Origin of the sequence: Vibrio tapetis subsp. tapetis, assembly GCF_900233005.1 — a bacterium.
Classification (GTDB): Bacteria; Pseudomonadota; Gammaproteobacteria; order Enterobacterales; family Vibrionaceae; genus Vibrio; species Vibrio tapetis.
The window spans coordinates 23,003-47,417 of record NZ_LT960612.1 but is presented as its reverse complement, the minus strand read 5'-3'; the positions used below and the strand labels follow the sequence as shown (position 1 = coordinate 47,417).

At 42.7% G+C, this 24,415-nt stretch carries 21 protein-coding genes and 6 pseudogenes; 13 read left to right on the top strand and 14 right to left on the bottom strand.

Annotated features, from left to right (window positions below):
* Positions 1–32: 32 nt before the first annotated feature.
* Positions 33–1,064, bottom strand: coding sequence for a phage integrase (locus VTAP4600_RS17415; protein ID WP_102524082.1), 1,032 nt, complete (start codon positions 1,062–1,064; stop codon positions 33–35).
* 133 nt (positions 1,065–1,197) lie between these two features.
* Between VTAP4600_RS17415 and VTAP4600_RS17410 the strand changes: the two genes are divergently transcribed.
* Positions 1,198–1,578: a hypothetical protein gene (locus VTAP4600_RS17410; protein ID WP_102524081.1), complete on the top strand. Its 381-nt coding sequence runs from the start codon at positions 1,198–1,200 to the stop codon at positions 1,576–1,578.
* A 158-nt stretch (positions 1,579–1,736) separates the two neighbouring features.
* On the top strand, positions 1,737–2,915 hold the full coding sequence (locus tag VTAP4600_RS17405) for a DNA cytosine methyltransferase (RefSeq protein ID WP_102524080.1): 1,179 nt from the start codon (positions 1,737–1,739) through the stop codon (positions 2,913–2,915).
* A 183-nt stretch (positions 2,916–3,098) separates the two neighbouring features.
* Here the strand turns inward: VTAP4600_RS17405 and VTAP4600_RS17400 are convergent, their stop codons facing one another.
* From VTAP4600_RS17400 to VTAP4600_RS17380, 5 genes are all read right to left on the bottom strand, one after another.
* Positions 3,099–4,310 carry an IS256 family transposase gene (locus VTAP4600_RS17400; protein WP_102521929.1) on the bottom strand — a complete coding sequence of 404 codons (1,212 nt, stop codon included), beginning with the start codon at positions 4,308–4,310 and terminating at the stop codon, positions 3,099–3,101.
* A 25-nt stretch (positions 4,311–4,335) separates the two neighbouring features.
* Positions 4,336–6,126 carry an ATP-binding protein gene (locus VTAP4600_RS17395; RefSeq protein WP_102524079.1) on the bottom strand — a complete coding sequence of 597 codons (1,791 nt, stop codon included), beginning with the start codon at positions 6,124–6,126 and terminating at the stop codon, positions 4,336–4,338.
* Positions 6,119–6,559 carry an HNH endonuclease gene (locus VTAP4600_RS17390; protein ID WP_102524078.1) on the bottom strand — a complete coding sequence of 147 codons (441 nt, stop codon included), beginning with the start codon at positions 6,557–6,559 and terminating at the stop codon, positions 6,119–6,121. The genes VTAP4600_RS17395 and VTAP4600_RS17390 overlap by 8 nt, the downstream gene beginning before the upstream one ends.
* Complete coding sequence (locus tag VTAP4600_RS17385; RefSeq protein ID WP_102524077.1) at positions 6,556–6,738, bottom strand: hypothetical protein; 183 nt, start codon at positions 6,736–6,738, stop codon at positions 6,556–6,558. Before VTAP4600_RS17385 ends, VTAP4600_RS17390 begins: the two co-directional genes overlap by 4 nt.
* 168 nt (positions 6,739–6,906) lie before the next feature.
* A complete protein-coding gene (locus VTAP4600_RS17380) occupies positions 6,907–7,533 on the bottom strand; it encodes a phage repressor protein CI (protein ID WP_102524076.1) in 627 nt (208 codons plus the stop codon).
* A gap of 91 nt (positions 7,534–7,624) precedes the next feature.
* Between VTAP4600_RS17380 and VTAP4600_RS17375 the strand changes: the two genes are divergently transcribed.
* The 5 genes from VTAP4600_RS17375 (at position 7,625) to VTAP4600_RS17355 (ending at position 10,931) form a co-directional block, all read left to right on the top strand.
* Positions 7,625–7,837, top strand: coding sequence for a hypothetical protein (locus tag VTAP4600_RS17375; protein ID WP_102524075.1), 213 nt, complete (start codon positions 7,625–7,627; stop codon positions 7,835–7,837).
* A 110-nt stretch (positions 7,838–7,947) separates the two neighbouring features.
* The gene (locus VTAP4600_RS17370) at positions 7,948–8,496 is read left to right on the top strand and encodes a phage regulatory CII family protein (protein WP_102524074.1); all 549 of its coding nucleotides are present in this window, start codon (positions 7,948–7,950) and stop codon (positions 8,494–8,496) included.
* Positions 8,497–8,833: 337 nt separating this feature from the next.
* Positions 8,834–9,127, top strand: a complete 294-nt coding sequence (locus tag VTAP4600_RS17365; protein WP_102524073.1) for a hypothetical protein — start codon at positions 8,834–8,836, stop codon at positions 9,125–9,127.
* Positions 9,128–9,131: 4 nt separating this feature from the next.
* Positions 9,132–10,298, top strand: a complete 1,167-nt coding sequence (locus VTAP4600_RS17360; RefSeq protein WP_102524072.1) for a replication initiation protein — start codon at positions 9,132–9,134, stop codon at positions 10,296–10,298.
* Positions 10,299–10,700: 402 nt separating this feature from the next.
* Positions 10,701–10,931 carry a hypothetical protein gene (locus tag VTAP4600_RS17355; RefSeq protein WP_102524071.1) on the top strand — a complete coding sequence of 77 codons (231 nt, stop codon included), beginning with the start codon at positions 10,701–10,703 and terminating at the stop codon, positions 10,929–10,931.
* Between the two features lie 107 nt (positions 10,932–11,038).
* Here the strand turns inward: VTAP4600_RS17355 and VTAP4600_RS17350 are convergent, their stop codons facing one another.
* A complete protein-coding gene (locus VTAP4600_RS17350) occupies positions 11,039–11,611 on the bottom strand; it encodes a DUF2913 family protein (protein WP_102524070.1) in 573 nt (190 codons plus the stop codon).
* Between the two features lie 137 nt (positions 11,612–11,748).
* Positions 11,749–12,378, bottom strand: a complete 630-nt coding sequence (locus VTAP4600_RS17345; RefSeq protein WP_102524069.1) for a LysE family translocator — start codon at positions 12,376–12,378, stop codon at positions 11,749–11,751.
* 740 nt (positions 12,379–13,118) lie between these two features.
* Between VTAP4600_RS17345 and VTAP4600_RS17340 the strand changes: the two are divergent.
* The 4 genes and pseudogenes from VTAP4600_RS17340 to VTAP4600_RS26625 all read left to right on the top strand — a co-directional run.
* Positions 13,119–14,257: pseudogene (locus VTAP4600_RS17340) on the top strand (IS3 family transposase).
* A gap of 271 nt (positions 14,258–14,528) precedes the next feature.
* Positions 14,529–15,056 (top strand): GNAT family N-acetyltransferase, encoded by a 528-nt coding sequence (locus VTAP4600_RS17335; protein ID WP_102524068.1) that lies wholly within the window; start codon positions 14,529–14,531, stop codon positions 15,054–15,056.
* Positions 15,057–15,162: 106 nt separating this feature from the next.
* Positions 15,163–15,366: a hypothetical protein gene (locus VTAP4600_RS26375; RefSeq protein WP_145958593.1), complete on the top strand. Its 204-nt coding sequence runs from the start codon at positions 15,163–15,165 to the stop codon at positions 15,364–15,366.
* A gap of 212 nt (positions 15,367–15,578) precedes the next feature.
* Positions 15,579–16,081, top strand: a pseudogene (locus VTAP4600_RS26625) (methyl-accepting chemotaxis protein); the annotation flags it as partial.
* A gap of 287 nt (positions 16,082–16,368) precedes the next feature.
* On the opposite strand, the pseudogene VTAP4600_RS17325 reads toward VTAP4600_RS26625, so the two are convergent.
* Positions 16,369–16,854, bottom strand: a pseudogene (locus tag VTAP4600_RS17325) (tetratricopeptide repeat protein).
* Positions 16,855–17,526: 672 nt separating this feature from the next.
* Positions 17,527–17,838, bottom strand: a complete 312-nt coding sequence (locus VTAP4600_RS17315) for a hypothetical protein (RefSeq protein ID WP_102524066.1) — start codon at positions 17,836–17,838, stop codon at positions 17,527–17,529.
* 205 nt (positions 17,839–18,043) lie between these two features.
* On the opposite strand from VTAP4600_RS17315, the gene VTAP4600_RS17310 reads away from it, so the two are divergent.
* Both VTAP4600_RS17310 and VTAP4600_RS17305 read left to right on the top strand, forming a co-directional pair.
* Complete coding sequence (locus VTAP4600_RS17310) at positions 18,044–18,931, top strand: site-specific integrase (protein WP_102524065.1); 888 nt, start codon at positions 18,044–18,046, stop codon at positions 18,929–18,931.
* Positions 18,928–19,994: pseudogene (locus VTAP4600_RS17305) on the top strand (IS91 family transposase). The gene VTAP4600_RS17310 and the pseudogene VTAP4600_RS17305 overlap by 4 nt, the downstream one beginning before the upstream one ends.
* Before the next feature lie 665 nt (positions 19,995–20,659).
* Here the strand turns inward: VTAP4600_RS17305 and grxB are convergent.
* The 4 genes and pseudogenes from grxB to VTAP4600_RS17280 form a co-directional block, all read right to left on the bottom strand.
* Positions 20,660–21,295, bottom strand: a pseudogene (gene grxB / locus VTAP4600_RS26620) (glutaredoxin 2).
* A 21-nt stretch (positions 21,296–21,316) separates the two neighbouring features.
* Positions 21,317–22,198, bottom strand: coding sequence for a DoxX family protein (locus tag VTAP4600_RS17290; RefSeq protein ID WP_102524063.1), 882 nt, complete (start codon positions 22,196–22,198; stop codon positions 21,317–21,319).
* Between the two features lie 46 nt (positions 22,199–22,244).
* Positions 22,245–23,432, bottom strand: a complete 1,188-nt coding sequence (locus VTAP4600_RS17285; RefSeq protein ID WP_102524062.1) for an MFS transporter — start codon at positions 23,430–23,432, stop codon at positions 22,245–22,247.
* Positions 23,433–23,492: 60 nt separating this feature from the next.
* Positions 23,493–24,168, bottom strand: a pseudogene (locus tag VTAP4600_RS17280) (SDR family oxidoreductase).
* Between the last annotated feature and the right edge of the window lie 247 nt (positions 24,169–24,415).

The following is a 24,415-nucleotide window of genomic DNA, read 5'->3' as shown; positions in this document are numbered from 1 at the left end:
CGACAGCCGAGCAAAAAATTTGTGGCGGCAGGTTACAGGTTTGAAAGAGGGTTATGGAGAATTGCTTCAGATAGGTGATCTGGTGCGAAGTGGGCATAGCGCATTGTCATACTTATATCGGCGTGGTCTAGAATGTCCCTTAGCACTAAAATATTGCCGCCATTCATCATGAAGTGACTTGCGAACGAATGACGCAAAACGTGGGAGGCTTGCCCTGAGGGTAGGGTGATGCCCAGTTTATTCTTCAATATGTAGCAGAAAGGTGTATAGCATTCTTCAAAGAGCTTCCCTGAGGTTGGTTTGTATATCTCGTTATAAAGTCCCTCTGAGATGGGTACAGAGCGATTCTTCTTAGTCTTGGTGTTGGTGAACGTAACTTTATATTTGCTTAACTGAGAGCCTTTCAGCTGAGCTGCTTCATTCCAGCGAGCCCCAGTGGCAAGACATAGCTTCACTATACTCTGCATATCTGCTCGGTTGTGTTTAGACACGTGTTCAAGCAATAAAGTAATATGCTCTTTATGAAGGAAAGACATGGTACGTTCGTGATCTTTAAATGGCTTAACTTCTTCTAAAGGATTCGATCCTTTCCACTCTCCAATTTCCTTCAATTTAACAAACATCGCCTTGAAACGCGCGAGTTCTGAATTTAGCGTTGCGATACTAGGAGACCCTTTTTGCCAGCGCGCATCAACAAAGCTAATTCGCCCACTCATTCGGTTACTTCTGAATTCAGAGTATGTTTTTGCAACGAAAACGGTCGCTACAGGGTTACCCATCGCGTTAGCCATTCTTAGAAACTTACTATGAATGACACTGCCATTGGCAAGGGTTGCACCATAGTGGGAGTACCAAAGATCAATAAGTTGAGAAAGCCTACGGTGATCTGGCTTGTCTCCCATCCAGGGCTTATCGTCAATCTCTTTCATTGTGTGAAGCTCAAAAGCCTTGGCTTCGCCCTTAGTCGCAAACTTCTTACGAACACGCTTTCCCGCTCGCCCGTTTGGGTAACACTCGCAGATCCAAGGTTTGGTAGAGTGATCTTTTAAATTGCGGATAGACATAATAAAGCCTAAAATAGCTGTATATAAACACAGTGTAAGTCGAGCTAAAATGTAGAGCAATGTTTTATATCGGACAAAAGGCACAGGTTAGACACCTCTCTCAAAGTGCTAAGAAAGTTAATAGGTTTTTGCTATGTATCAATCAATTCATGTGACCGCTGGCTATAGCCATTTCAAAATTAACAGTGACGGTCCAATAGGGGTAAGTAAGAAGAACCAAGGGGTAATTGATGCGCTTTTGAAACTAGGTAATCGGTTTACGGCGCCATTTGGTGGTTTCATAGAAGCTGAAAATGTGATCGGCTTGAAGTGGGTGAAGCTTGTCGATATTAAGTTCCTGTGTACCGATGAGGAAGCTGAAACTATTGAGTATGTGATACAGAAAGACCACTATGTAGTGGGTACGTATCAAGATCGGAAGTTGTACATTTTATTGTTTGGTGGGGAACCAAAGCACCATCAGATCAAAGGCCTTGAACAAGATGGGAAAAATAATGTGTTTGGGCTTTTTTAGGTGTTTTGTTTGGAGTGGAGCTGAAAAATTTGGATAAAGTTTATCGCTGAATCAGAAGCGGATCTCCGTATGTTTTGTCACCGGTTGGCTCCTGTAATAATGGTAATTTATTAGTAAGTCGGTAAAATGTGTCAGCTAAGTTTTTTTGAGTATTTTTAATGACAGTAAAAGCGATAGATTTGTTTGCCGGCGCCGGTGGTTTCACACTCTCTTCAATTGATGCAGGGGTGGATGTGCTCGCAGCTATCGAGTTTGATAAAGCAGCAGCTAATACTTATAAAGAAAATTTTATAAATACACGTCAGCTCAAAGTAGACTTACGAGCTGGTGAAGACGATGGCGATATTAACAATGTCGAACCTTCAGAGCTAAGAAGTAGCTTGAAGCTTAAGAAAGGAGAATTAGATCTTATCCTCGGTGGCCCTCCATGCCAAGGCTTCTCCACTCATCGTATTAATAATGCTGGTGTGAATGATCCTCGTAACACTCTGTTGCTTAGATACTTCGAATTCGTTAACGAGTTTAATCCTAAAGCTTTCCTGGTAGAGAATGTTGCAGGCCTATTGTGGAAGCGCCATAAAGACTTTTTAGATAAGTTCATTTCACTTGCTGAGAATGCTGGGTACGTAATTAAGTTTTGCGATATTGTGAACGCGAAAGACTATGGTGTACCGCAGAATCGAAAGCGTGTATTTATTTATGGCCTGAGAAAAGATTTGGATTGTGAGGACGTTGATTTTCCACCAAACCCTAAACATTTTTCACCTAGTTCATCAGATCAACCTCATTGGGAAACCGCATCTAGTGTATTTGAAAAAGTCCCAACAGAACTCTACGAAAAGTACTGGATCGATTATTTCAGAGATAAAAAGAAGCTTTCATATGAGCAAACGTCTGAGTTATTAGACTCTTTAAAGTTTGGCAGTCCATTTAAAGAGAAAGACCCTTGTGATACGAAGATGAACCCATCTGAAATGATGATAGAAAGATTTGTAGACACACCGCTGAATGGTAGTAGAGAGGACGCTGGAGAGAAGCATCGGCTAAAGTGTCACTCTAATGGTTACAAAGGTCATAAAGATGTTTACGGGCGAATTCTTATTCACTTACCAAGCAATACCATAACAACTGGTTGCCATAACCCTTCGAAAGGGCGGTTTGTTCACCCGTGGAAGGACCATGGCATGACATTAAGACATGCAGCACGTTTCCAAACATTTCCTGACTGGTTTGATTTCTGGGGTAGTTCTACAGAGCAAGCTCGCCAAATAGGGAATGCAGTACCACCATTGCTAGGAACTATTTTAATAGACTCAATACTAAAAAACCTACCGTAAGGTAGGTTTTTATACTTTTAAGAGGAGATAGGTTGTAAGGATAGAAGGTCTTGGACAATTTCTTTGAACTTAATCCACTCTGGGTGTTCCGTATCTCTCGTATGCAAGAACATCATTTGAGTATCGAATATTCTCCGAGAGTCGCTTTCCCCGAGGCTGTAACAGATTCTGTGTAACTGCCATTTAGTTAACGTGTTTATCGAGACGTTCCTCGAACTCGATAATAAACCGACTCATAGCCTGACGCCAGTTTTGAATGGGCATCGTCCATTTCTTGCTGGCGTCTTTGATTGCTAAGTACACCATTTTGGTTGCGGCCTCATCGTTAGGGAAGATCTTCCGCTTTTTTAGTGCTTTACGGATCACGCTATTGAGAGACTCAATAGCATTGGTTGTGTAGATGGCTCTACGGATATCTTCTGGGTAGTTGAAGAGCGTGTTGAGGTTCTGCCAGTGATTGCGCCAGGACTTAGATATTTGCGGATATTGCCCATCCCAGACTTCGCCAAAGCGCTCCAGTTCGAGTAGAGCCTCATCTTCTGTAGTAGAGCGATACACTCGTTTCAGGTCGGCAGTCACCGCCTTATAGTCTTTCCAAGACACATACTTCAATGAGTTCCGCACCATATGGACGATACAAAGCTGAATATGCGTTTGGGGGAAGACAGTATTGATAGCGTCAGGAAAGCCCTTCAATCCATCTACACACGCAATAAGGATATCTTCAACACCACGTTGATTGAGTTCAGTTAGAACACTCAGCCAAAACTTAGCCCCCTCGTTTTCGGCTATCCACATGCCCATTAGCTCTTTCTGACCATCGGTGTTAATACCTAAAGCAAGGAAAATCGACTTATTGATGATACGCTTGTCTTGACGGATCTTGACCACAATACAATCGAGATAAACGATAGGATAAATGGCATCGAGTGGCCTTGATTGCCACTCCACTATTTCTTCTATCACCGCATTTGTGACGCGCGATACGAGGCTGGGTGATATCTCCGCACCGTACCACTCATCGAAAGCGTTTACGATGTCGCGCGTACTCATTCCTTGGGCGTAGAGCCACAAGATTTTGTCATCCATAGAGGTAAATCGTGATTGGTGTTTTTTGACTAGCTTGGGGTCAAACGAGCCAAGGCGATCCCGAGGTGTATCGAGTTCAAACTCGCCATCTTCGGTTTTTACGCGTTTGCTACTCTTTCCATTGCGGCTATTATTCGATCTAGAGGGTTGGTGTTTTTCATAGCCAAGATGCTCATCCATTTCCGCATTGAGTGCGGCCTCAACCGTAATTTTTTTCAGCATTTGGCTGAACTCAGTTAAGTCCTCAGGGGTTTTAATTCCTTTTGCTGCTTCCTTGGCGAAAGCTTCAAGCTCTTTCTTGTTCATATTGCCTATCCTTAGCCTTTAAGGCTTAGTTTAGGCAATTACACAGAAATTGAGACAGTCTCCTTTCCCCACCATGCAATGATTCTGTTAAGTCGACAAATCTATCTTTATACTTTGGCTGACTAAAAGTGTTTTTTATACTTTCAATGTTCATTAATCCAATATTATCATTCTTGGCCATCTTCCAGATAAACTCTTCTGGTGTGTCGACATTCATGAAATTGAATTTTTCATGATACATATCGAGAATTTTAAGTTTAAACTGAATCGCCTGTTCATCATTGGCTGCATTACCACCATTGAGCGGTAGTTTGAATGAATCTCCATCTATACCCACTTGGGTATTTAAAATATCATCCAAGTCATTATATAAAGATTCTGGAATGTCAGCGCTATAACGCTTGATTTCAAGCGTGCCACTGTCTAATCCGTTTCGATAGAGCTCTGCTTGCGTTTCATGTACCGATTTGCGCATGTCTCCATCTAATAACACGATATCATTAGTGCTAGCCTCAGAAGCAGCGAAATGTATCAGAAGATTATTCAGCATAGTACATGCACCGCCTGGGTATGGAACAATTTCAAATGAACTGAGAGACTCTTCATCGATCTCGGTAATCGCTTCTATTAGTAGACTTTTGGCTAGTTCATCTTCGACATAAACTTTCTTTTTACTTGAGTTGTGTAGAGAAGAACCAAGGCGGATAAATGCTTGCTCAGGTGAGCAATCATTAAGTATCGAGTATGAATCTGTAGTCTCTTCATATTGGTATAGCTTCACAGCGTTGTTAGGTAAACTCTGAACAAAGTGCTCAGAATGAGTAGACATGACTACTTGGCAACCATTATTTTGGATGGCTGTAAGCAGAAGTGTTCTAAGCTCAGTTTGCGCGCCAGGGTGCAAAGAAACTTCAGGCTCGTCTAAAAGAATTAGTGATTGCGCAGGAGCTCTCAATACTTTCACTACGCAGTTAACAACGGATACTTCACCACTACCAGCGACAGCTTCACTATATTCATCATCATTATTGGCAAAGATAATTGAATATCCATCATTGTTGAAAAAGTTGTGAGTAATAATTTTAGCACTGACGTAGTGTTTACCAAGTATGCGATTAGTCCAGTTTAGTTCTTTCTCGGTTAATTCATCGATAGATTCAGTGACACGAGAATGCCAATATAATGGAGTCCCATTGAAACTGTCCATATGTTTTTTTAATTTCTCAGAGCGATGGCGAAGAAAATCTTGAGGAGACTCTATGTTGTCAGTTTTTGTGAATGTACCAAAATAGAAAAACTTATCAAAAGCACTCAGCTCTGCTCGAAAGTCAATGTATACGACATTCTTAACCATTTTTTTCCAACGGGTCTTTTTTCTCAGGTGTGCGTGTTTTTCCTGATAAACAGGCATTGAATCCATGCCATCAGATCTCCGTGGTCTAGCTGATTCCCAGTAGTCAGGATCATTATCACGTTTCCGCCTTAGTTGGACTACTTCGATTTCATCTGGGTAACGAGCGGGCTTATATTTATAAATATACCTATGAGCCTCATCACCACTTTCTTTGATGGGGTCTATTGCTGTAGAAAACCAATAATGAGCGACATTATATTTTGCTGGGCAACCATAGAGAGCCTGTAAAGTTGATGACTTACCTGAACCGTTAGGCCCAACCAATACAGTAAAAGGGTAGGAAAAGTTTATTTCCGAATTTTTTTTAAGTTTTTTAAAAAAAGGAAAACGAATTTGCCCTATATAATTTTGGAAGGAATTTAGGTTTCGTTGGGATAACAGCTCAATTAGTTCTTTAGACATAGCAAAACGCTTGGAAATTACAATATGCAACGATATTAACCGATCTGGTACGACATGCAAAATAATTAGATGTATTTAGCGTCGAAACTTTGTTGTAAACTTTATGGTTTTCTTTGTTAGTTAGTAGCCAATTTGCTTTATCTTCACGACCTCTACCAAAATGCAGCATTCTATGGCAGTTTGGACAGATATCAGCACAGTTTTCCACGGTGTTAGCACCGCCATCTACGAGTGGAACGATATGGTGAACTTCTAGAAAAGGTCTATCTTCTTCGGTTTCAAACGGAGCTGGATTGTCACAATACTCACAGACGCCGTTAGCACGATTTAGAGCCCAAGCTTTGACTTCTGGGCTGCGAGCATAATTTGTCGTGGTAGTGGTATTCACTTTGGGTTTTGCATCACCTTTGAGCTTTTCTGAATTAGATGTCACATGTAGTAATCGATTACTTTATCGAAGAATAGATCTGAAAAATCACTCTTTGCATCGGACTTTGATTGATAGTTTTCAAGTTCTGATTTTGCCAATTGTTCAAAGTAGGCAGTAGATAAAAAGATATCAAACATCACATCATCGTATCGGCTATGTGGTGATTTAACGAATGATAGCATTGCTCTGGTTCTAAATTCTATGTTCTCAAGTGTAGGGAGGGTTATAGTTTACAGATAATTATTGAGTAATGATAAAGCCTCTGTTACGGCCATAACTGTTGTGAAAATCGACACTCTCCAAGTCAAGCATCAGTAGGTAAAGTGTAGCCAAAGTAGCTCTTAGGCCCATCACTTCTTCTCCATCACCAACGCAACTCTACCCACAACCCTCACATCATCTTCGTCAACCGTCAACGTAGAGCCATTAAAGCTGATCGCTAACTTCTTGCCCGGTAAACGTTGGATGTCATTTAGAGAGAGTAGGCCGTCCATGTCAACTAGGTAAGTTCCACTTATTGCTTGGTGAACTTCTTTATCGATTACATAGGTAGTATCACCATCTTTGATAGCCATCGCGTTCATTACATCGACTTCATCAAGCAAAGACTTATCGAAGGTGATTGTTCTTAGTCCTTGCAACTTGCCTTTCTTTAAATAAAAAGATTCTACGTCGAATAAAAATTTGGTTTCTAGACGTTTTGACTCATGCTTATGAGAACTTCTATTCGGAAATGCGTCGCCTTGGCCTAAGAGAAGCCACTTTAATGATACGCCAGTATGCAAGTGTACTCTTACTGCGATTTCATGAGGTGTTAGTCCGCGCTTCACCCATGTAGATATGGTGGAGGTTGGGATACCAAGCTTTTCAGAAAGTACTCTCTGGCTCTTTGACTCTGTTACTTCACTTAACCTTTGAACAAAGTCTTTCCCACAAAAATACTCAAAAGCGGATAGTCTATCTTGATTTGTTGGCATATGCGATCAATACTAGTTGCTAAAGCGTAGTCAGCGAGCTGTAACTTCTGACCACTTATATAAACATTCAATAGCTTACAAGGATACCACCATGCTTTCTTACCAAGTAGTAATAAATACCCCTTTTATGACTTACGAGCAGTATTCACAGTTTTCTGGCATGCCTAAACGCACCATTATGGATTGGGTCGCAGACGGCAAACTTCCTATCAAAACGAAAGAAAAGCAAAAAGAAACCCCTCTCATCAACATGATCGCCTTAGTTGAAATGGCGACTCGTGAAACGATGGAAAAGATGGGGTAGACCATGTGTTTCTCATCTTTCATTCCCACCAAAGAGTATTGCCCGCTATGGCTCAATGTTTTTGGTTGGGGCTACGCTTTTGTACCGTTTTTTTCAACTGAGTATTCGTTATGGATGACATTGACTCAATAGGCGAATTTTATCGCACAAAACAATTGGCCTTTAATGAGGCTTGTTGCGGCTTTGCGAGCTCTGAGAACATGACCAGTCTCGCAGAGAAAATAGGCATCAATCCCACAATGCTGCGCAATAAGCTCAATCCAGAACAGCCTCATGTTCTTAATTGCGTTGAACTCGTGACGCTCACTAAAGCGAGTGACAATCACACCGTTTTGAATAGTCTGCTACTCGGATTAGAAGTGCTTACGGCTCACATACCGGCCAACACCGTGGAAGACACGCTGGTTAAATGCGCACTAGAGAACGCCATCCATTCGGGGGAGTTGTCTCGAATGGTCTTGGAGTCTGCTGGAAAACACCGGCTTACTCGAGCTGAGAAATATCAGATTGTTCAGACTGCCCACGCCAATATCAGCAACCATGTACGGCTCATCAAAAGCCTCGAAAAACTTAATCGAGGGGCCTCGATGTTTATAACATCAGATAGGGAAGCGGTCGGCAGCGGCGCATTAGTTTCTCTGATAAGTCCGGAGGCGTGATGTTTGTTCATGAGTGTCATCGGCCATGCCCGGATGGTTCCGGTTGTGTCTTGAGTGAGGAAGATAAGCGAAGAGGCCTTTTATATATAAGACGAATTCGACAGAGGCTATGTAACCGTCAACTCTGCATGCTCAGGGCTGAGCGGAAGAGGTTAACGTATCAATTAAGGCGTTCGACCGATGGCTTTAAGCGAGTAAGGCTTCGAATTCGTTTATGCGCCCTAGAGAAGAAGGTTGGCAAAATCAAGCAACGTTGGCTTTAACGTTTTGTCTTCAGCCTGAGTAACGCCATTGGTTACTCCAAAAAGGACAGTCCTCTTTAGACCAGGTAACCCTTATGAATAATCATGTGTTTACAAACGCGCTCCGAAAGGCCATTCAAGATAGTCTCTACGTGGTCTTCACGCTTGCTATAGAAAAGCGAAACCACGCATTAGGTTTCCATCTAAAAAGCGGTGTGATAGGAACGGATAAGCAAAATTGCGTTGAGGGAACGAAGTTGTTGCATCCTTCAAAACACTTACTTAGGACAGCCAATAGCGTTTACGTTGTTGCGATCCTAAATGCTCTGGAACAGGCATTGATTTTCGTTTCTCTAGACGTGAGCATAAACAAGATGGTTCGAGGGTAAGGCGATGACCGCTCTTTTACAGCATGTTGTGCCTTCGTCTGTTTCATCACTGAGTCGATTGATCGAGGAAGCGCCTTATTTGGCAAGATGCAGCGACAATAAAACCGCGATGTTAATCAGGCCACGAAACTATGCAGTAAAATGGCCGTATATGCAGGTCAATCGTAAAGAGATGCAGGCTTGGATGGTGTTTGACATTGACCATGAACACCGACCTTTCCCCAACCCATATATTTGGCAAGATGAAGGGTTGCCACCACCCAACCTGATTGTTCGTGATCGTGCCAGCAATAAAGCCCACCTTTTTTATGCCATTGTGCCTGTTTGTACCAGCGATCGGGGTCGCTCTAAACCCATTCAGTATCTTAAAGCGATTTATCGCGCGTTGGCATTGAGGCTGGAGGCAGACTTAAGTTATTCAGGCCCGGTAGCCAAAACGCCCTTCCATCCTTTCTGGCAGACGACCGAGCTTCACCGCAGTGTTTATGAACTCAATGAGTTGGCCGATTCGCTTGAATTGGAGGCCGAGAGACCGTGGCTTCGCCAAGATCTCGATGTGTCTTATTCTCGGAATTGTACTTTGTTTGAACACACTCGCCGATACGCGTACGACATCGTCAACGAAGAAAGAGAAAAGGGCAGCTACGCAAACTTTAAACGCCGTGTAGAGAGCTTTGCTTGTTACAAAAATAATAACATTGTAGATAAACCACCACTGGCGTGTAGCGAGATCTTGGCGGTTGTAAAAAGTGTTTCTCGTTGGACCTGGGATAACTATTTCGCTCGGTCTGACTGTCGGCGAGGAGTGATGAAGTTGGACGGGGGATTAAGTTTACAGGAAAGGCAGCGAAGAGCGGCCAGACGAACTCATAACCTTCGGAGGGCGAAGACCACTCGCCGAATTATCGGCGCTTGCCAGTCACTATTACGCAAGAAACAGACACTGACGATTAACGCAGTGGCACGTACAGCGAATCTGTGTCGACAGACCGTCAGCCGTTACGTCTATTTGTTTGAGTGGGTAAAGTCCGCCTTATCTGTGAGCAAGCGTAATGGGCCTGAGCGTCGTGGTAATTATGCTGTCCATCAGATAACTGCCCCCAAAGCGCTTTACTGCATTGATCTGCCTATCGAACAAAACAAGGTTGTGTCAAAAGCTTCTTTCCCTTGAGGAGCAAACTGTTAGAGCTTTATTGGCAGCACAATGTGTGGATTTCTTAATTGGACTGAAGAAATTCTCGAAACGTCGTGAGATCGACCTTGGCTTAGAATAAATGACGTGAGTGAAAAGGGCTCTTTGGTTACGGCATCATCACAAGTTGTCTATTGGCTCAAGTCGATTGAAGATCACTCACAGAGAGACAGGTTGATGATACTGAGTTATCAAAAAAGAAAACCGAAAGAAGACATTGTTGCTATACGGCGACAGGAGACCTCCCATTAGGAAACGATTTTATCGATGAGTCGAGCGGGTACTGACGCAGTCAATGGGAGCAATGTCTCAATTTGTGTAAATATGAACTCAAACGCTGTATTTTGCTGTATGTTTATACAGTGAATGGAGGTGACGATTATGTATTTTAAAGATAAAGAGACATTGTCAATTGGGATTGAATTTATTATTGAAGCGGTTGCTGTAAATACGGCCGGTCAAGATCGTTCTGCGTTAGGGTTGTATCTGATCAGTTTATTACTCGATGATCAAAAGGGCGATCAGGGTGTTAAAGAAACAAGGACGGCAGTGCTGCTTGATAAATCATGGACCACGTATCCTGATCCGGGTTGGAAGTGTCCAGAGTTCTAGATTTGGTGATATTTTTGTGAGCAGTTTTTAGCTTTTGACAATGCTGGGTCTTTCATGTCTACAAATCGCATAAAATGAGTACAGCGCAGCAATGGCTGTTTAGTCAGTCAGCTAATTGGATGAAGTTGGTAGTGATAGTTTTTTAACTCTTCACTTACTTGATACTGCTCGAATTTGAAGTAAAGTTGCTCTGTTAAGCATTTAGTAAATTTGGCTAATTCATTAGTATGTATGAACAAGGAGATTGGAGCAATTTGGCGATTGTCATCATTGAAGCAGTTATCAATATGTGCTCTATCAAGATAAACCACGTTTGGATCCTGAGTCGGCGTCTCTTCGACAAGCTTTGTCATTAACCCCGCATTTTCAAGCTGCTCTAATAAAGAGTAAAGCTTATCAACATCGTTTTTGTTTTCTATCGCTGAATATTGGCTTAAAGCGCTTTCCAATCGTTTTTCGACTGAGCCAAATTTATCCTTCATCAAACAAACAGTTTTGAGCTTTTTCTTAATAGCGCTATATCGGGTTTGCTTCACTTTTGGTTTTAAGAAATCAATGATGATCTTGTTTCGTTGTTTTTCGTTAACAAAGCCGCGAGAAGAACTCACTTTGAAGTAAAGGTGGATTAGCGCGTTCTCGAAGGTCGATTTAAGCAGTTGATGATAGGAATATTCAGACATTAGTGACGTTGGGTATCTATTGATGACAGGATCTTACCACAAAAAAGTATGAACTATAGTTGCTAAAAAAACGACTCACAAATGGGGCGAGGGGACAACCAAAGTGTTGCCCCTTATTTACGTTGAAAGAGAAAACCTTACAACCTAGTGCTGGCTAAACTAACGCCAAAGCTAACAAAGAGTCCGCCACTGATGTAGTTCAACCATTTTGCGATTTTAGGGGTTGTTAGTAATGCTTTGAGTTTTGTAGCAAACAGGATCACCACAAGAAACCAGCCAGCAACAACCAAAGCCTGAACGAGTCCTAATATCATGCTTTGCTCTAAAATATGTTGTTGTGAAATAAACTGTGGAAAGATGGACAAATAAAACAACACTATCTTTGGATTGAGTAAATTAGTTAACAATCCTTTGATAAAGCTACTCATTAAAGACGGGTTAATCGCGTGTTGCTTTGGTTCCATTTTTGACTCAGACTGCTTTAAGCCCTTAGTGACGTGACTTACGCCCAACCAAAATAAATAACCTACCCCTAGCCATTTAAAGATGTTAAAAGCCGTAGAAGATTGGGACAGTATAAGGCTTAGCCCTTGTGCTGATACAAATGCATGCACCAGAAAACCAAAACTTACACCGAGCACATTGACAAATGCCAGACGTTTTCCTTCAGACAAAGAGGTATATAAAATTAGAAGTGCGTTGGGGCCTGGGATCATAGCCAATAAAAAAACGATGCCAGCGAAGGCAACGAGAGTATCAATAGTCATTTTTAAACTCCAATAAAATATCATGACGCACAGCAATGCGCCTTAAACAACAGGATTACGTTGATATTTTATAAAAGTGGCGGGCAGCGAGTACAACCACACCTAACGACTAAGCACATTTTACTATTCCATTAAACGTCTAGGTAGCATATCTAACACGGCAGATAACTATACTCTGGTAATTTCAACAGTTCAATTGCTAGTTATTCTGAATCTGAATCTGAATTTAATGGAGTGACGTTTTGTAGAGATGCCTCTTTCTATCACCTGTCGATTTTAATTTCATCGAATTGATTAACAACGCAAACCAATTTCCGTCCAACGAGACGGTCAGCTTGATCATTAGTAGTCCGTATTTGCCTCGTCGCGGTTTAACTTGTTTGCTTCTTCATCATGCGTATCTCAACTCGATTGAGTGAATATCATACAGAACTAACGCGCTTCGCTTTGTTCAAATGCGCCACAAATTAAACAAACGCCGTTTATTTTGTGACGATTTTTCTGCGGCGCAACGCGAGGTAGTGGGTTGTTCTTTATGTTGGAGAGGTGAAATCAATTAGCGCCTAAGTATATTGCTTATATTTGGTTGTTTTGAATTGAGTCCTAGGTTGTTACGTGTAGTGAGTGTAGCTGATTATCAATGGAGCGGTCACGGCAAAGCCAACCAGAAAAAATTGGTAAGACCCCAGTTCCCCATACACTAAATAGTTATATAATTGAACAAACTATGAGGTGTAATCATGAGCGGAAAATGCTACCCAGAAGAATTTAAAATTCAAGCCGTCCAGCAAGTCACAAAGCAAGGGCATCCTCTCAGTTCGGTAGCTCAATGATTGGGAGTCAGTTACAAATCCTTGTGTGATTGGGTTAAAAAGTACGACAAGCCTGAGAAGCAGCGTAAGCAGGAAGACGATCAAAGCGCAGAGATACGCCAGCTGAGAGCTGATTTAAAGCGGGTCACGATGGAGAGGGACATATTAAAGGAAGCCGCGGTGTACTTTGCAGGGGAGTCAAAGAAAAGTACACGTTATAAGAGAACGACTCCAAAAGTATCCGCGTATGGTTGTTTGTGGTGCTCTTGGAATTGAGCGCAGTGGCTTTTATGACTGGTGTCGACACCCTCTCAGCACTCGAGGCAAAGAAGACCAACGTTTGCTCGGAAAGATTAAACAATTTTGGCTCGAGAGTGGTTGCGTGTACGGATATCGCAATCTCACCATTGATTTAAAAAGTGATGGTGAGTCCTGTGGTAAGAATCGGGTTTACCGACTAATAAAATCCGCCAACATTAAGGCTGTGCGTGGATATAAGCGACACAAAGGTTTCCATTCCGGCAAAGCCGATTTAGCCGCCCCAAATGTCCTAGACCGAGTGTTTACCATTGATAAACCTGATACAAGCTGGGTGACGGACTTTACTTATATTCGTACCTATGAAGGTTGGCTTTACCTCACCGTCGTTATCGATTTATTTTCTAGAAAAGTAGTTGGCTGGACGATGAAAAGCAGTCCAAAAACCGACCTTGTCATTGATGCCTATTTGGCGAAGACGGCCAAGCGAACAGGTTCTAGTTCACTCAGAGCAAGGTGTGCAGTATACCTCTAGCGATTGGCGCAGTTTCCTAAAAGAGCACAATATGGAAATTAGCATGAGTAGAAGGGGAAACTGTCACGATAACGCCGTTGCTGAGAGTTTCTTCTCTCTGCTCAAGAAAGATCGAGTAAAGCGAAGGTTCTATAAAGCCCGTGATGAAGCACGCTCTGAGATATTTGAATATATCGAGTGCTTCTACAGTCCAAAACGGAATCATGGTCCTAATGGTGGACTGTCCCCGAATGAATACGAAAGACAGTATTATCAGAAGCTTGAAAGTGTATAGGGTTCTGGGGTCTTACCACTTCGTGTTACAATTTTCTCTTAGTATTAGGTTGTATTAAACCGGATAAATAATATTTTCGGACGTTATTGAAGTTGCGCTCACTTAACAACGTTGGTCGCGACATAGTAGAATCGGGTGGGAGTGAGTCAACTAGAGTAGCCTGAGCTTAGGTCGTGTCTCCACAAGATTATTATGCGGCTTGGTCTTCAACATCATTAACGAGTCGCTTATTAATACGTGGATCATCAGGCTGCCAAACATTGAGGGAAATATGGAATCAACTCGGATTATATTAACACCGCCGTCACATAAATACACCAATGCAATGTGGCGCGTGATCACCAATAGTCAGACCGAATTGTCAACATTTTTGCCGTGGGTGACCGAATCATTGACGTTGCAAACGTTGGAAAACAATGTGCAAATGGCCGTCGATAACTATCACCAATTTACCGATGGGTTTTGGTTTAATATTGTTGAAAAGCAGACTCAGTCGTTTATCGGTGTCGTGGGGTTTATTGTACGAGATGCGACCGTACCTTATTTCGAATTGGGGTATTGGCTAGATACTGGGAAAACCGGACAAGGGTTCATTTCAGAAGCGTTGGCCTTGGTTGAGCGTTATGCATTTGAAGAAAAAAGGGCCAAGCGACTTGAAATAAAGATGGCTGGATCTAATCAACAGAGCCGAGCAGTCGCAGAACGATGTGGCTTTTGTCTAGAGGCGAAGTTAAGCCATGCTCGGCGTTTGCCCTCGGGCGTTATCGATAGCACTTGGGTGTACGCTAAATTTGCTTAGGTTACGATGAGGCAGGACAATTTTTTTATCAACTCTGTTATTTCGAATAATTTATAAACCGTTTAATAGAGCTTTGTGGTTTGCTTCTCAGGTAGCTAAAGGTCAGTTGAATAATACAATTGATGAAAGAGAGTTAACTAAAGATGAACTTGGGAGTTTGCTTAATGAGTTAGTATCAATGCAGAACAATGTTCACTCCTTAATTTCAGAAGTTAGTGATTCAACAATTCAATTAACAGCAGCGGTGGAAGAGGTGAGTGCAATATCCGCTCAAACGGCTTTAAGAGTGCAAAATCGACAATTGGAGTGAGTTCTGTTGGATCAGCTATGACTGAAATAAAGGCGCAGTTAATGAGTTAGCACAATATAGAAAGTGGATCACACTCAGCCACTGAAGTTGCAAAGCATAGAACCGAGATCCTAAATAAAACAATCCAAGAAATTGCTCAGGTCACTAAAACAATACAAAACACAGATTAGTTAGCGAGTAATTTAGAAAATAGCTCTACTAGCATAAATGTAGTTGTCGATGTTATTAGAGGGATTGCGGAACAAACCAACCTATTGGCACTGAATGGTGCAATAGAAGCAGCCAGAGCAGGATAGCAAGGACGAGGCTTTGCAGTAGTAGCTGATGAAGATCGTTCTCTGGCTCAACGAACGCAAGAATCTACACTCAGATTGTAGAGATTGTTGATGATTTACAAGAAAAAACCGTCAAAAAGGGGGAGGTAAGCCGTGAGTGTCTGAGTGGTATCGCTACATGTGTAGATTAGTTGAATGAGGCCGGTGAACAAATTGATATGAGCGAGCACTCTGTAGAGAGCGTTGCTCAGATGAGTACTCATATTTCAACAGTTTGTAGTGAACAAAACTCAGTGTCATAAGAGTTAGATCGAAGTGTTGAGCATCTTAATACAGCCTCCTCAGAAACGGCAGAAGGCACTTCACAAACCGCTATAGCATGTAAGGAAATCAGTAGCTTGGCTCATAACGTTCAATCTAAGATGGGAGCGTTCAAGTGATCGCCATTAAAGTGATACAGTTATATTAAATCAACTATTATATATCTGCCCCGTGGTTTCATGGGGCGGACACGGTGTTGGGTTATTGTTAGCAGGAACAGATTGCCACATCCAGCTTTGCTTGATATCCGTTATTCCGAGAGGAGAAAAAACGTAATGTTTTGCCCGAAGAGTCACCACAACCAAGAGCCTCACTTACGATTGAGTATTATCTGTGCTCCGTGACATCTCATCACTCTAAACAAGAGTCATACTGATTTAAGTTCTTTGCTTGACCGCGTTGCATTTCACCACGTTTTATCTAAATCTTGTGCGTATAAAGAAATTGCTCGCTGATACTCATTAATGGCATCACTGTTTGTGGTTGATACCAAAAGTTTAAGTAGTAATGATGTCGCTTCCTTATGGCGTCCCAAATTGTAAAGACACATAGCGTAGAAAGGCTGAACTTCGATAGAACTAGGATACTCATTTAGAGTTTGCTCGAAATAGATTAATGCCTCTGAATACATACCAAGGCTTCGATAGGTACTCGCTGCTAGCCCAAACAAAGCATCAAATCTTTCTACAAGCGAAAGCAAACCCGAAAGAGATAATAAATAATGAGCAACCGCTTCTCGCTCTTTACCTTCATTGTCGTACGACTAAGCAATTTGCAAGTGAGCCTTAGCAGAATACCTCTCATTGGTTAAGAGTGTTAAGAGCAAAGCCCTCGATTCTTGATACTTAGCCTCTTTCCTTAATTCAATTGCTTGCTTGATGACAGTTTCTATGATTTTCCTCGAAGCTTATAACGATGCTGTAGGTTTTTTCCTTTCTCGTCGTAATTCTGATCTTATTGCCATGTCATCACTGTATGAACTTCCTCAGCGCTTCTTTTTGGTATAGCTCTACTAGAGATCGGTTCTGATACAGAACAAGAATTTTAGCTCAACTATTGAGGTTTCGAAAGCTCTAAAGCAAATTGATAGATAAAGTTACAATCTCATAGGGCTGCGGTGAATAGGTAAACTTCTTTGAATTTAAAAAGCCAATGAAATCAGTGGCTTAATCTTAATTTTCAATGTTGTCAGGCGTTCTGAATATCTGTTTCCATTTTCTGCCTGACGCTTTTGTCGGTGGAGCTTGTTCATGATCTCTTATAGTACAGTACCTTCCAAAAAGGACAGTGCCTAAGGCGTTGCATTCTTGAAACGAACCACCACTTCTTCCTACTTTTTCGCTTGGTCCAATAATTAAAGCCATTTTAGTTTCTCTAGTTATAAGCGCTTTCACATATTTATAGCATCAATGATTTTTGGGCTCAATACGCGAAAAGCAACTAATTTCTTATGGCTGTATAAGACAATTTACTAATAAAAGCGAACTGTCTCTAGCGTAAACACTAAATAGTCAAAATAGGGTGGTTAACTCCATTTAATCTGCTCAGATTCGCTTTATCAAAGTTAAAAATGAAATGCTGATACTTCTGAAGGCATACCATTATCTGAAGGTGTTAAAGATGACATGAAAGGTTGAATCTGGATTTTGTTTCCATTGAGGCTATACGTAATACTCGCATCTTGGAAGTGTAATACGTACTCTGACTCTAGCGCTTGATACATGCCATTCACTTCAAAATCAAGACTTTTGACTTCAAAATCTACTAGCTCTCTTGAGGCGGTACCATCGTTTATGAAAATAGTGTTGTTCTTAATATTTAGCGTCTTGAGAAACTCAGTAACGATGTTTAGAGATTCTAGAGAAATAACAATCATGCATATCCTTGGTAGGTATTTAATTCGAGTGCAAAAATATATTATTTAATAAAACAGTCAATCATGAAAATTAGAACTTAGACTCTAATGTGCTGGGTATCTAGCTGATAGTTGAACGAAGCCGCTCCGCGGCAGAGTAAGGCGCACTCCATCCATACTCACTGTAGCCCCATCACTACGATGGCGGATAACAGGAGTACATACCATGAACACAACCGAACTAGAGCGATACAATTGTTCTTATGAACAACACCTTACCAACTTAACCCTGCAAGGTAAACGACCCGCTACCATTGATGCTTATTCTCGCGCGGTACGTAGGATTAGCGAGTTCTTTGACTGTTGTCCCGATACATTGAACACGGCTGATTTAAAAGAATACTTCGCCAGCTTGATAAGCACTCACTCATGGAGCACCGTTAAACTCGACCGTAATGGCTTACAGTTCTTCTATCGCTACACCTTGAATAAACAGTGGGTATGGCTCGATATCATCAAGCCACCTCAAACTAGAAAACTACCCGACATCATGACGCCACAGCAAGTCGCTCTGCTCATTAGCATGACAAGGCAGCGCCGCTATCAAGTCTTCTTTCTGACCTTATATACGATGGGGCTCCGCTTGAGTGAAGGGCTACACTTGACTATCCACGATGTCGACAGACACACAATGCAAGTGCACGTTCGAGATGGTAAAGGCGGCAAAGACCGATTGGTGCCCTTGCCCATGCGAACCCTTCATGCGCTGCGGGCGCATTGGGCCACCCATAAACATCCGAGACTGATATTCCCTGGCCTTGGCAAAAACATCGATAACCCCATGGACAGAGGGGGCGTTCAAAAGGCCATGAAACTGGTACTCAAGGACTGCGGTATCCAAAAACTGGTCTCCCCTCATTCGCTCAGGCATTGTTATGCCACGCACCTATTGGAGCAAGGGCTCGACCTTCGTTCACTGCAAACCTTGCTGGGCCACGCCAGTCTGAACACCACCGCACGCTACACAAGAATGACGCAACTCAAACAGCGCGATGCGGCACTGGCCGCAAACCAACTTGCGGATGCATTGACCTTAATGTGGGAGGAAGCATGAGTACTTTCATTGAACTGCTGCGCGCTCATAAAGATGAGCTTGAGCGCCACCTCCTATCACCAGAAGTGAACGCTCAAGTCAGCCACGACATTCGCAAGGCGATGTCTGCCATGCTTAGGTGTAAAACCGAGCAACAAGGCCGTTCACAATGGCTTTGTTCGCACTGCCATCACGATGACCGATTGCCGCTCTCTTGTGGACATCGACATTGCCCACAATGCCAACACCGCACCACTTGTGATTGCTGCTGCGCCAAAAACAAAAGCTGCTACCAATACACTACTTTATGACCACCTTTACCTTGCCATATCAACTGAGAATACTCGCTAAGAAACAGCCCAAAGCGCTGTATCAAGTGATGTTCTCGGTTGCTGCCAGCGTGCTGAAAAGCTTCGCTCAAAAAGAGCAAAAGGGGGAACTGGGTTTTACCGCCGTACTGCATACCCACAGCAGAAAAAGAGACCTGCATCCGCACTTACACATTATCTCGGCAGGCGGAAGGTATGACTCATCCAAACAAGTATGGCACAAGGGCAACAAACGGTACTTGTTTAACGAGTTCGCCCTCGCCAGAGTTTGGCGCGCGCGGTTGCTGGAGGCCATCAATCAACATCCGCAACTGTGGCTACCCAAGTCGATACCGAAACAGTGGGTCGTTGACTGTCAAAGCGTGGGCTATGGGGAGCCCGCGTTGGAATATCTATCACGCTACCTGTACCGAGGCGTGCTGCCAGACAACGACATCATTCACAGCGATAACCATAGCGTCACCTTCCGCTACAAAGAAAGTAAAACCAATGTAATAAAGACACGCACTTTACCCACGATTGAGTTCTTGCTGCTCATCTTGCAACACGTGCTGCCTAAAGGGTTGCAGCGAGTAAGAGACTACGGTTTTTTACGCGGCCAAGCGAAAGCGCAACGGGTGCGTATTCAGCTCTTGTTGTTAAACCTGTTTTATCAAACCCCACCAATGACCACGACCATCAGAGCCAAAGCCATACGAACCTGCCCGTGCTGCCAGCATGAGATGGCGTGCGTGGGAATAACGCGACCGAGATAGCCGAAAGGCAAACATAATAAGGATAATGACCGAAATGAAATCAGAGGAGAGCGACCCCAAAAGACGATAATAAAACAGCTAACTGATTGATAATATTGCTATCGCAATCTTATCTCAGTTTCGCTCGCCTTGAAAAAACCTCAAGGCGATGCGCCCACCAAACCAGATCGCACAATTTACTATAAGAAGTGGCAACGGGCTTGTTCAACACCCGGGATTTAACGCTGGCTGCGCAGCGCTTAATCCTTATTTGTTATGCGTAAAAATTCAGTGTAATGAAAATGTACTTGTTAGTAATCAATTCCGTACATTCAGAATTGGGCTCTTAATGACAACAACATTAACATTATGTTTACCTATGGCTAACCTGCGTGATATTGATAAATGATATGCTATGGATGTTATGCGTAACTTGTACCGTTAACTTGATATGATGCATGGGAGAACACTTTTAATGTAATGGTGAATGATGGTATTTTGAAAATGGCTAATACCTCGAAATTAAGGCGATATTTCAATACTATCAGTAGTATATGGTTGTCGAGATCGGCGTTTATTAAGTGATGATGTGCGTTACGAATATCAAGACATCGCAGAGTCTGTGTATGAAGTGTCAACCCCGGCAGATTGGCAGGCATGACGACACGGTTTTGCAGCGCTAAACCTTACTTAATTAGTTTAACGTTGGCTTGTTTACTAGCAGGTTCCATCCAGTTTTTAACGGCTGGATCCGAATTGATCTCTCACAGGCTTAAGAATTCGCGAAGTATAGAAAACACGACTGCGTTATCAACAACATTCATTTGATGGTGAGAATCGAGATAGAGAAAAGACCAGGCTTTATCAATTAATGCTTCCGCATCTTTAGTGATTTCAGCTGAGTCAGCAACTAGCCTGTCAAAGTTAAGTCTTTCAGTTTCTTTTCTTGCGCGCCATAGTGCCTTAGCTGAATCAGAGCCAAACTCTCCAAGAACCATTTGATACCAGCGTGGATACCCAATCTTTTGAAGAACACCGGTTGATTGCTTTTGCTATTCCGTAATTGAATCTGAAGGGATCCCTTTGTTTGTTGAATCAGAAAGGCTAAGAACGCACTCAATAATATCTAGGCTTTCTGATATGACATCGCCATCACCTTTTATAAGGATTGGAACTTGTTTTTTAACAATAATATCAACAGTCGTTTGCTCATCATCATATCTAACAACAATTTCTGGATTTATGTTTAGCATGCCAGCGACGTAACGTACTCGTGCGCAAAATGGGCAGTGTTCATCGGTGTATAGTTTCGTTGTTTCAATCCTATTCGTTATTTGGTCGAACTAAGCGATTAAAGTTTTAAGCTTGCTTGAGTTATATTGATATTTTTCTCTTAGCCAATGATCTGCGGATGATTTTCCACCTCCCGCTAACACGAATATGCCAGAAACAAATATCCACATTGCTGGGAATTCCCAACCGCCAGTTGGAAGCACCCAGACATACCCGACAGCATAGTGGCCACCAAGACCGACCGAAACGAAGAGATATATTGCAGAGACAAAACCAGCTAATCGAGTCATTAGCCCAAATGAAAGCATGATGGCAAGAGATAGCTCAATAACACCCGCTAATACGACAAACGCGTGAGGGAATGGAAGCCCAATGCCACCAAAGTAGTCGGAGAAGACGGCAAATGGGGCGCCCCCAGCCAATATATGACCAGTGAAATGAGCGACGAACATCATGCCAACGTAAATTCTTACTAGCGTCATGCCCCATTCGTAAGCGTTTGGACTGATAATGGGATGACTTTGAGCTAACCGCATTTTCTGCCAAGGAAGTCTTATGATCTGTATGGCCAATAACGCGAAAAGTAATGTACTTGTGAACGCAATGCTTTGTATGCCAGGTCCTGTTTCAGCAACCATGAGAGGGTCAAGTGATGACAGCGTTGAAAGATCGATCGGTTCAAAATGCATTGTTGAGAACAGTCTTCCAAGAGTTAACCCACCAAGCATTGAACCAATTAACCCAAAAAATTCAACGTGACCTTTTTTGTACGTCTTAACGAGTGAGACAATGAGCACCGTTATAAATGCACCCGTTGAAATAAATACCCAGGTATTCAGCCCGTACTCTAGCAAGGCGTGGACTGAAAAGAAGATAGTGACCACTGCAGTCATGATGGTTAGGAGTCGTAATGACTTATCAAAAGTGTTCATTTCATTCACCTTTAATTACTGGCCCAGTAGATGGGCCTTATCTTGATTAGTTGGCTATTGTCGCTGGTTTTGCATTTTCGGCTTCGTCATTGCGGTTTGCTTTAGCGATGAAGAATAGACCGATAATAGGCACTATAATGGCGGCGTATGGGATCATTCCTGCGCCAAGGTGGCTATCCAGTACCATTCCACCAAGGAGCCCACCAAATGCGTTGGCCAAGTTGAAGGCTGAGATGTTGGCGGTGGCAGCGAGTTCTTGACCATCACCCCCATGCTTCATCACTCGAAGTTGCATAGCAGGCACGTTGGCGAATGAGGCAACACCAAAGATGAAGGCAGCGAGGACGAATAGGAGCTTGTTATCAACAACCAGACCAACCACAACAAGTGAGACGATCATCGCAATGGACCAGAACATTGATGCTTTATTTAGATCTTTGTCAGAAGAGCGACCGCCAAGCATGTTACCAATGATCAGACCCGCACCCACGATGACAAGGATCCATGTCACAGCATTGTCACCGTAACCTGTTATGTGCATAGCAATCGGTGCTAAGTAACCGTAAAGCGTCATGAATCCAGACCAAGCAAAGACCGTGATCGCTAAGCTGAGCAGTAGGGCAGGGTTTTTGAAGGCGCGTAGCTGAGACTGAACATCTTTCGCTTCACCGTGACCCGTTGATTTGATGAAGGCAATAATAGAAAGCATTGCTAAAGCACCTAATGCGGCAACAACGAGGAATGTTGAATGCCAGCCATAAGTAAGACCAATCCAAGTCCCTGCAGGAACCCCAAGAACGTTCGCCAAGGTTAGGCCTGCGAACATCTGACCAACCGCACGGCCGGCCATTTTTTCAGAGACGAGGTTCGTTGCTACAACAGCGCCGATCCCATAGAACGGTCCTTGAACAAGACCGGCAATGATACGGCTTACAAACAGAAAATTATAATTAGGCACATAAGCAGAAAGCACATTACCGATGATGAATAAAATCATCAAGCCAGACAAAACGCCTTTCTTATTAAAACGTGAGAGATAAATAGTAAGAATGGGGCCGCCAATTACAATGGCTAAAGCATAAGCACTGATTAAATAACCGGCTTGGCCCTCTGTAATGGTTAAGGATGTGGCTATTTGAGGAAGAATACCTGCAATAACAAATTCAGCAGTACCAATTGCAAATGCCGCGAGTGTTAAAATCCAAACTTGGAATGGTATAGATTCTTTTTTCATTTTATTTTCCTAGGCTATTGGCGGCTGATTAGACATAACTCAGCCGCTTATTCGGATTGATTAGTTAACGAACTCGCCGCCATCAACATCGGTGCTCGAGCTTGTCATGTATTTGTTGCTGATTGCCAGTGAGTAAGCCATCGCTGTTTAAGATGCTTCTCTTGCTTTGCCGGCTGGAAAAATCGAGGCAGCATTGGCTAACATTGAATTACGATTGGTTTCATCCATGCTCTTGTTCGCGACAGTCATCGTTAGACCAGCGCTAATTGCGTTAACTCGAGCCGGGCGCTCTTTAGCGAGCTCTTTAGCGAGCACTTTAGTGACAGTTTTAAGGGCTGTATTGATGGCGTTTGAGGTAAGTGTTTACAACAACCTTTCTTGATAGCATCCCACTCGTTACGGTGATTGCCCTCGTTGGTTTAAGGGATCTTGCTGTAGGTTTAGCCGCGTTAATGGTTCCCCAGAACTTGGTATCAAACGCTGCTTTAGCGTCAGCGATATCAACATCGATGACTTTTCCTACTAGAGCATATGAGCCCCCAGTAATCATTCGATGATCAAAAGCACCCATCGACTCGAAGTAAGCACAAGTTTGTTTCTCGTCATTCACATCGAGTCCAGTGCTAAGGCCAGCAACATGAATGATATTGGCATCACCTAGAGAATTGTTGGCGACAGCTTCACCAAAACCAGAAGTTCTACCAATGATCACGATTGTTTGCTTGTGTTTTATCATGGGTATTTCACCTTTCCCGCTAATGGGGGCCATTATATTCATAAAATTAAAATTGATAATGGTGCAAATTTTGAAATCATTATTCGGATTAGCTGAATAGTCGGCATGTGCTGTGTGGCGTTATAGAGATGAGTAATCAAATGGGGCTTGGGGAAAACATCAATTCAAGTAGGAAACAACCATGACTTGAAGTCAGCAGTAAACTCGATGGTTAACGAATTCAAATCGGAATACTCTGCTCATAACC

Excerpts from the sequence above, each read along its gene's own strand:
- VTAP4600_RS17415 (WP_102524082.1), bottom strand. The coding sequence starts at position 1,064 with ATGTCTATCCGCAATTTAAAAGATCACTCTACCAAACCTTGGATCTGC.
- VTAP4600_RS17410 (WP_102524081.1), top strand. The coding sequence starts at position 1,198 with ATGTATCAATCAATTCATGTGACCGCTGGCTATAGCCATTTCAAAATT.
- VTAP4600_RS17405 (WP_102524080.1), top strand. The coding sequence starts at position 1,737 with ATGACAGTAAAAGCGATAGATTTGTTTGCCGGCGCCGGTGGTTTCACA.
- VTAP4600_RS17400 (WP_102521929.1), bottom strand. The coding sequence starts at position 4,310 with ATGAACAAGAAAGAGCTTGAAGCTTTCGCCAAGGAAGCAGCAAAAGGA.
- VTAP4600_RS17395 (WP_102524079.1), bottom strand. The coding sequence starts at position 6,126 with ATGTCTAAAGAACTAATTGAGCTGTTATCCCAACGAAACCTAAATTCC.
- VTAP4600_RS17385 (WP_102524077.1), bottom strand. The coding sequence starts at position 6,738 with ATGCTATCATTCGTTAAATCACCACATAGCCGATACGATGATGTGATG.
- VTAP4600_RS17380 (WP_102524076.1), bottom strand. The coding sequence starts at position 7,533 with ATGCCAACAAATCAAGATAGACTATCCGCTTTTGAGTATTTTTGTGGG.
- VTAP4600_RS17375 (WP_102524075.1), top strand. The coding sequence starts at position 7,625 with ATGCTTTCTTACCAAGTAGTAATAAATACCCCTTTTATGACTTACGAG.
- VTAP4600_RS17370 (WP_102524074.1), top strand. The coding sequence starts at position 7,948 with ATGGATGACATTGACTCAATAGGCGAATTTTATCGCACAAAACAATTG.
- VTAP4600_RS17365 (WP_102524073.1), top strand. The coding sequence starts at position 8,834 with ATGAATAATCATGTGTTTACAAACGCGCTCCGAAAGGCCATTCAAGAT.
- VTAP4600_RS17360 (WP_102524072.1), top strand. The coding sequence starts at position 9,132 with ATGACCGCTCTTTTACAGCATGTTGTGCCTTCGTCTGTTTCATCACTG.
- VTAP4600_RS17355 (WP_102524071.1), top strand. The coding sequence starts at position 10,701 with ATGTATTTTAAAGATAAAGAGACATTGTCAATTGGGATTGAATTTATT.
- VTAP4600_RS17350 (WP_102524070.1), bottom strand. The coding sequence starts at position 11,611 with ATGTCTGAATATTCCTATCATCAACTGCTTAAATCGACCTTCGAGAAC.
- VTAP4600_RS17345 (WP_102524069.1), bottom strand. The coding sequence starts at position 12,378 with ATGACTATTGATACTCTCGTTGCCTTCGCTGGCATCGTTTTTTTATTG.
- VTAP4600_RS17335 (WP_102524068.1), top strand. The coding sequence starts at position 14,529 with ATGGAATCAACTCGGATTATATTAACACCGCCGTCACATAAATACACC.
- VTAP4600_RS17315 (WP_102524066.1), bottom strand. The coding sequence starts at position 17,838 with ATGATTGTTATTTCTCTAGAATCTCTAAACATCGTTACTGAGTTTCTC.
- VTAP4600_RS17310 (WP_102524065.1), top strand. The coding sequence starts at position 18,044 with ATGAACACAACCGAACTAGAGCGATACAATTGTTCTTATGAACAACAC.
- VTAP4600_RS17290 (WP_102524063.1), bottom strand. The coding sequence starts at position 22,198 with ATGAACACTTTTGATAAGTCATTACGACTCCTAACCATCATGACTGCA.
- VTAP4600_RS17285 (WP_102524062.1), bottom strand. The coding sequence starts at position 23,432 with ATGAAAAAAGAATCTATACCATTCCAAGTTTGGATTTTAACACTCGCG.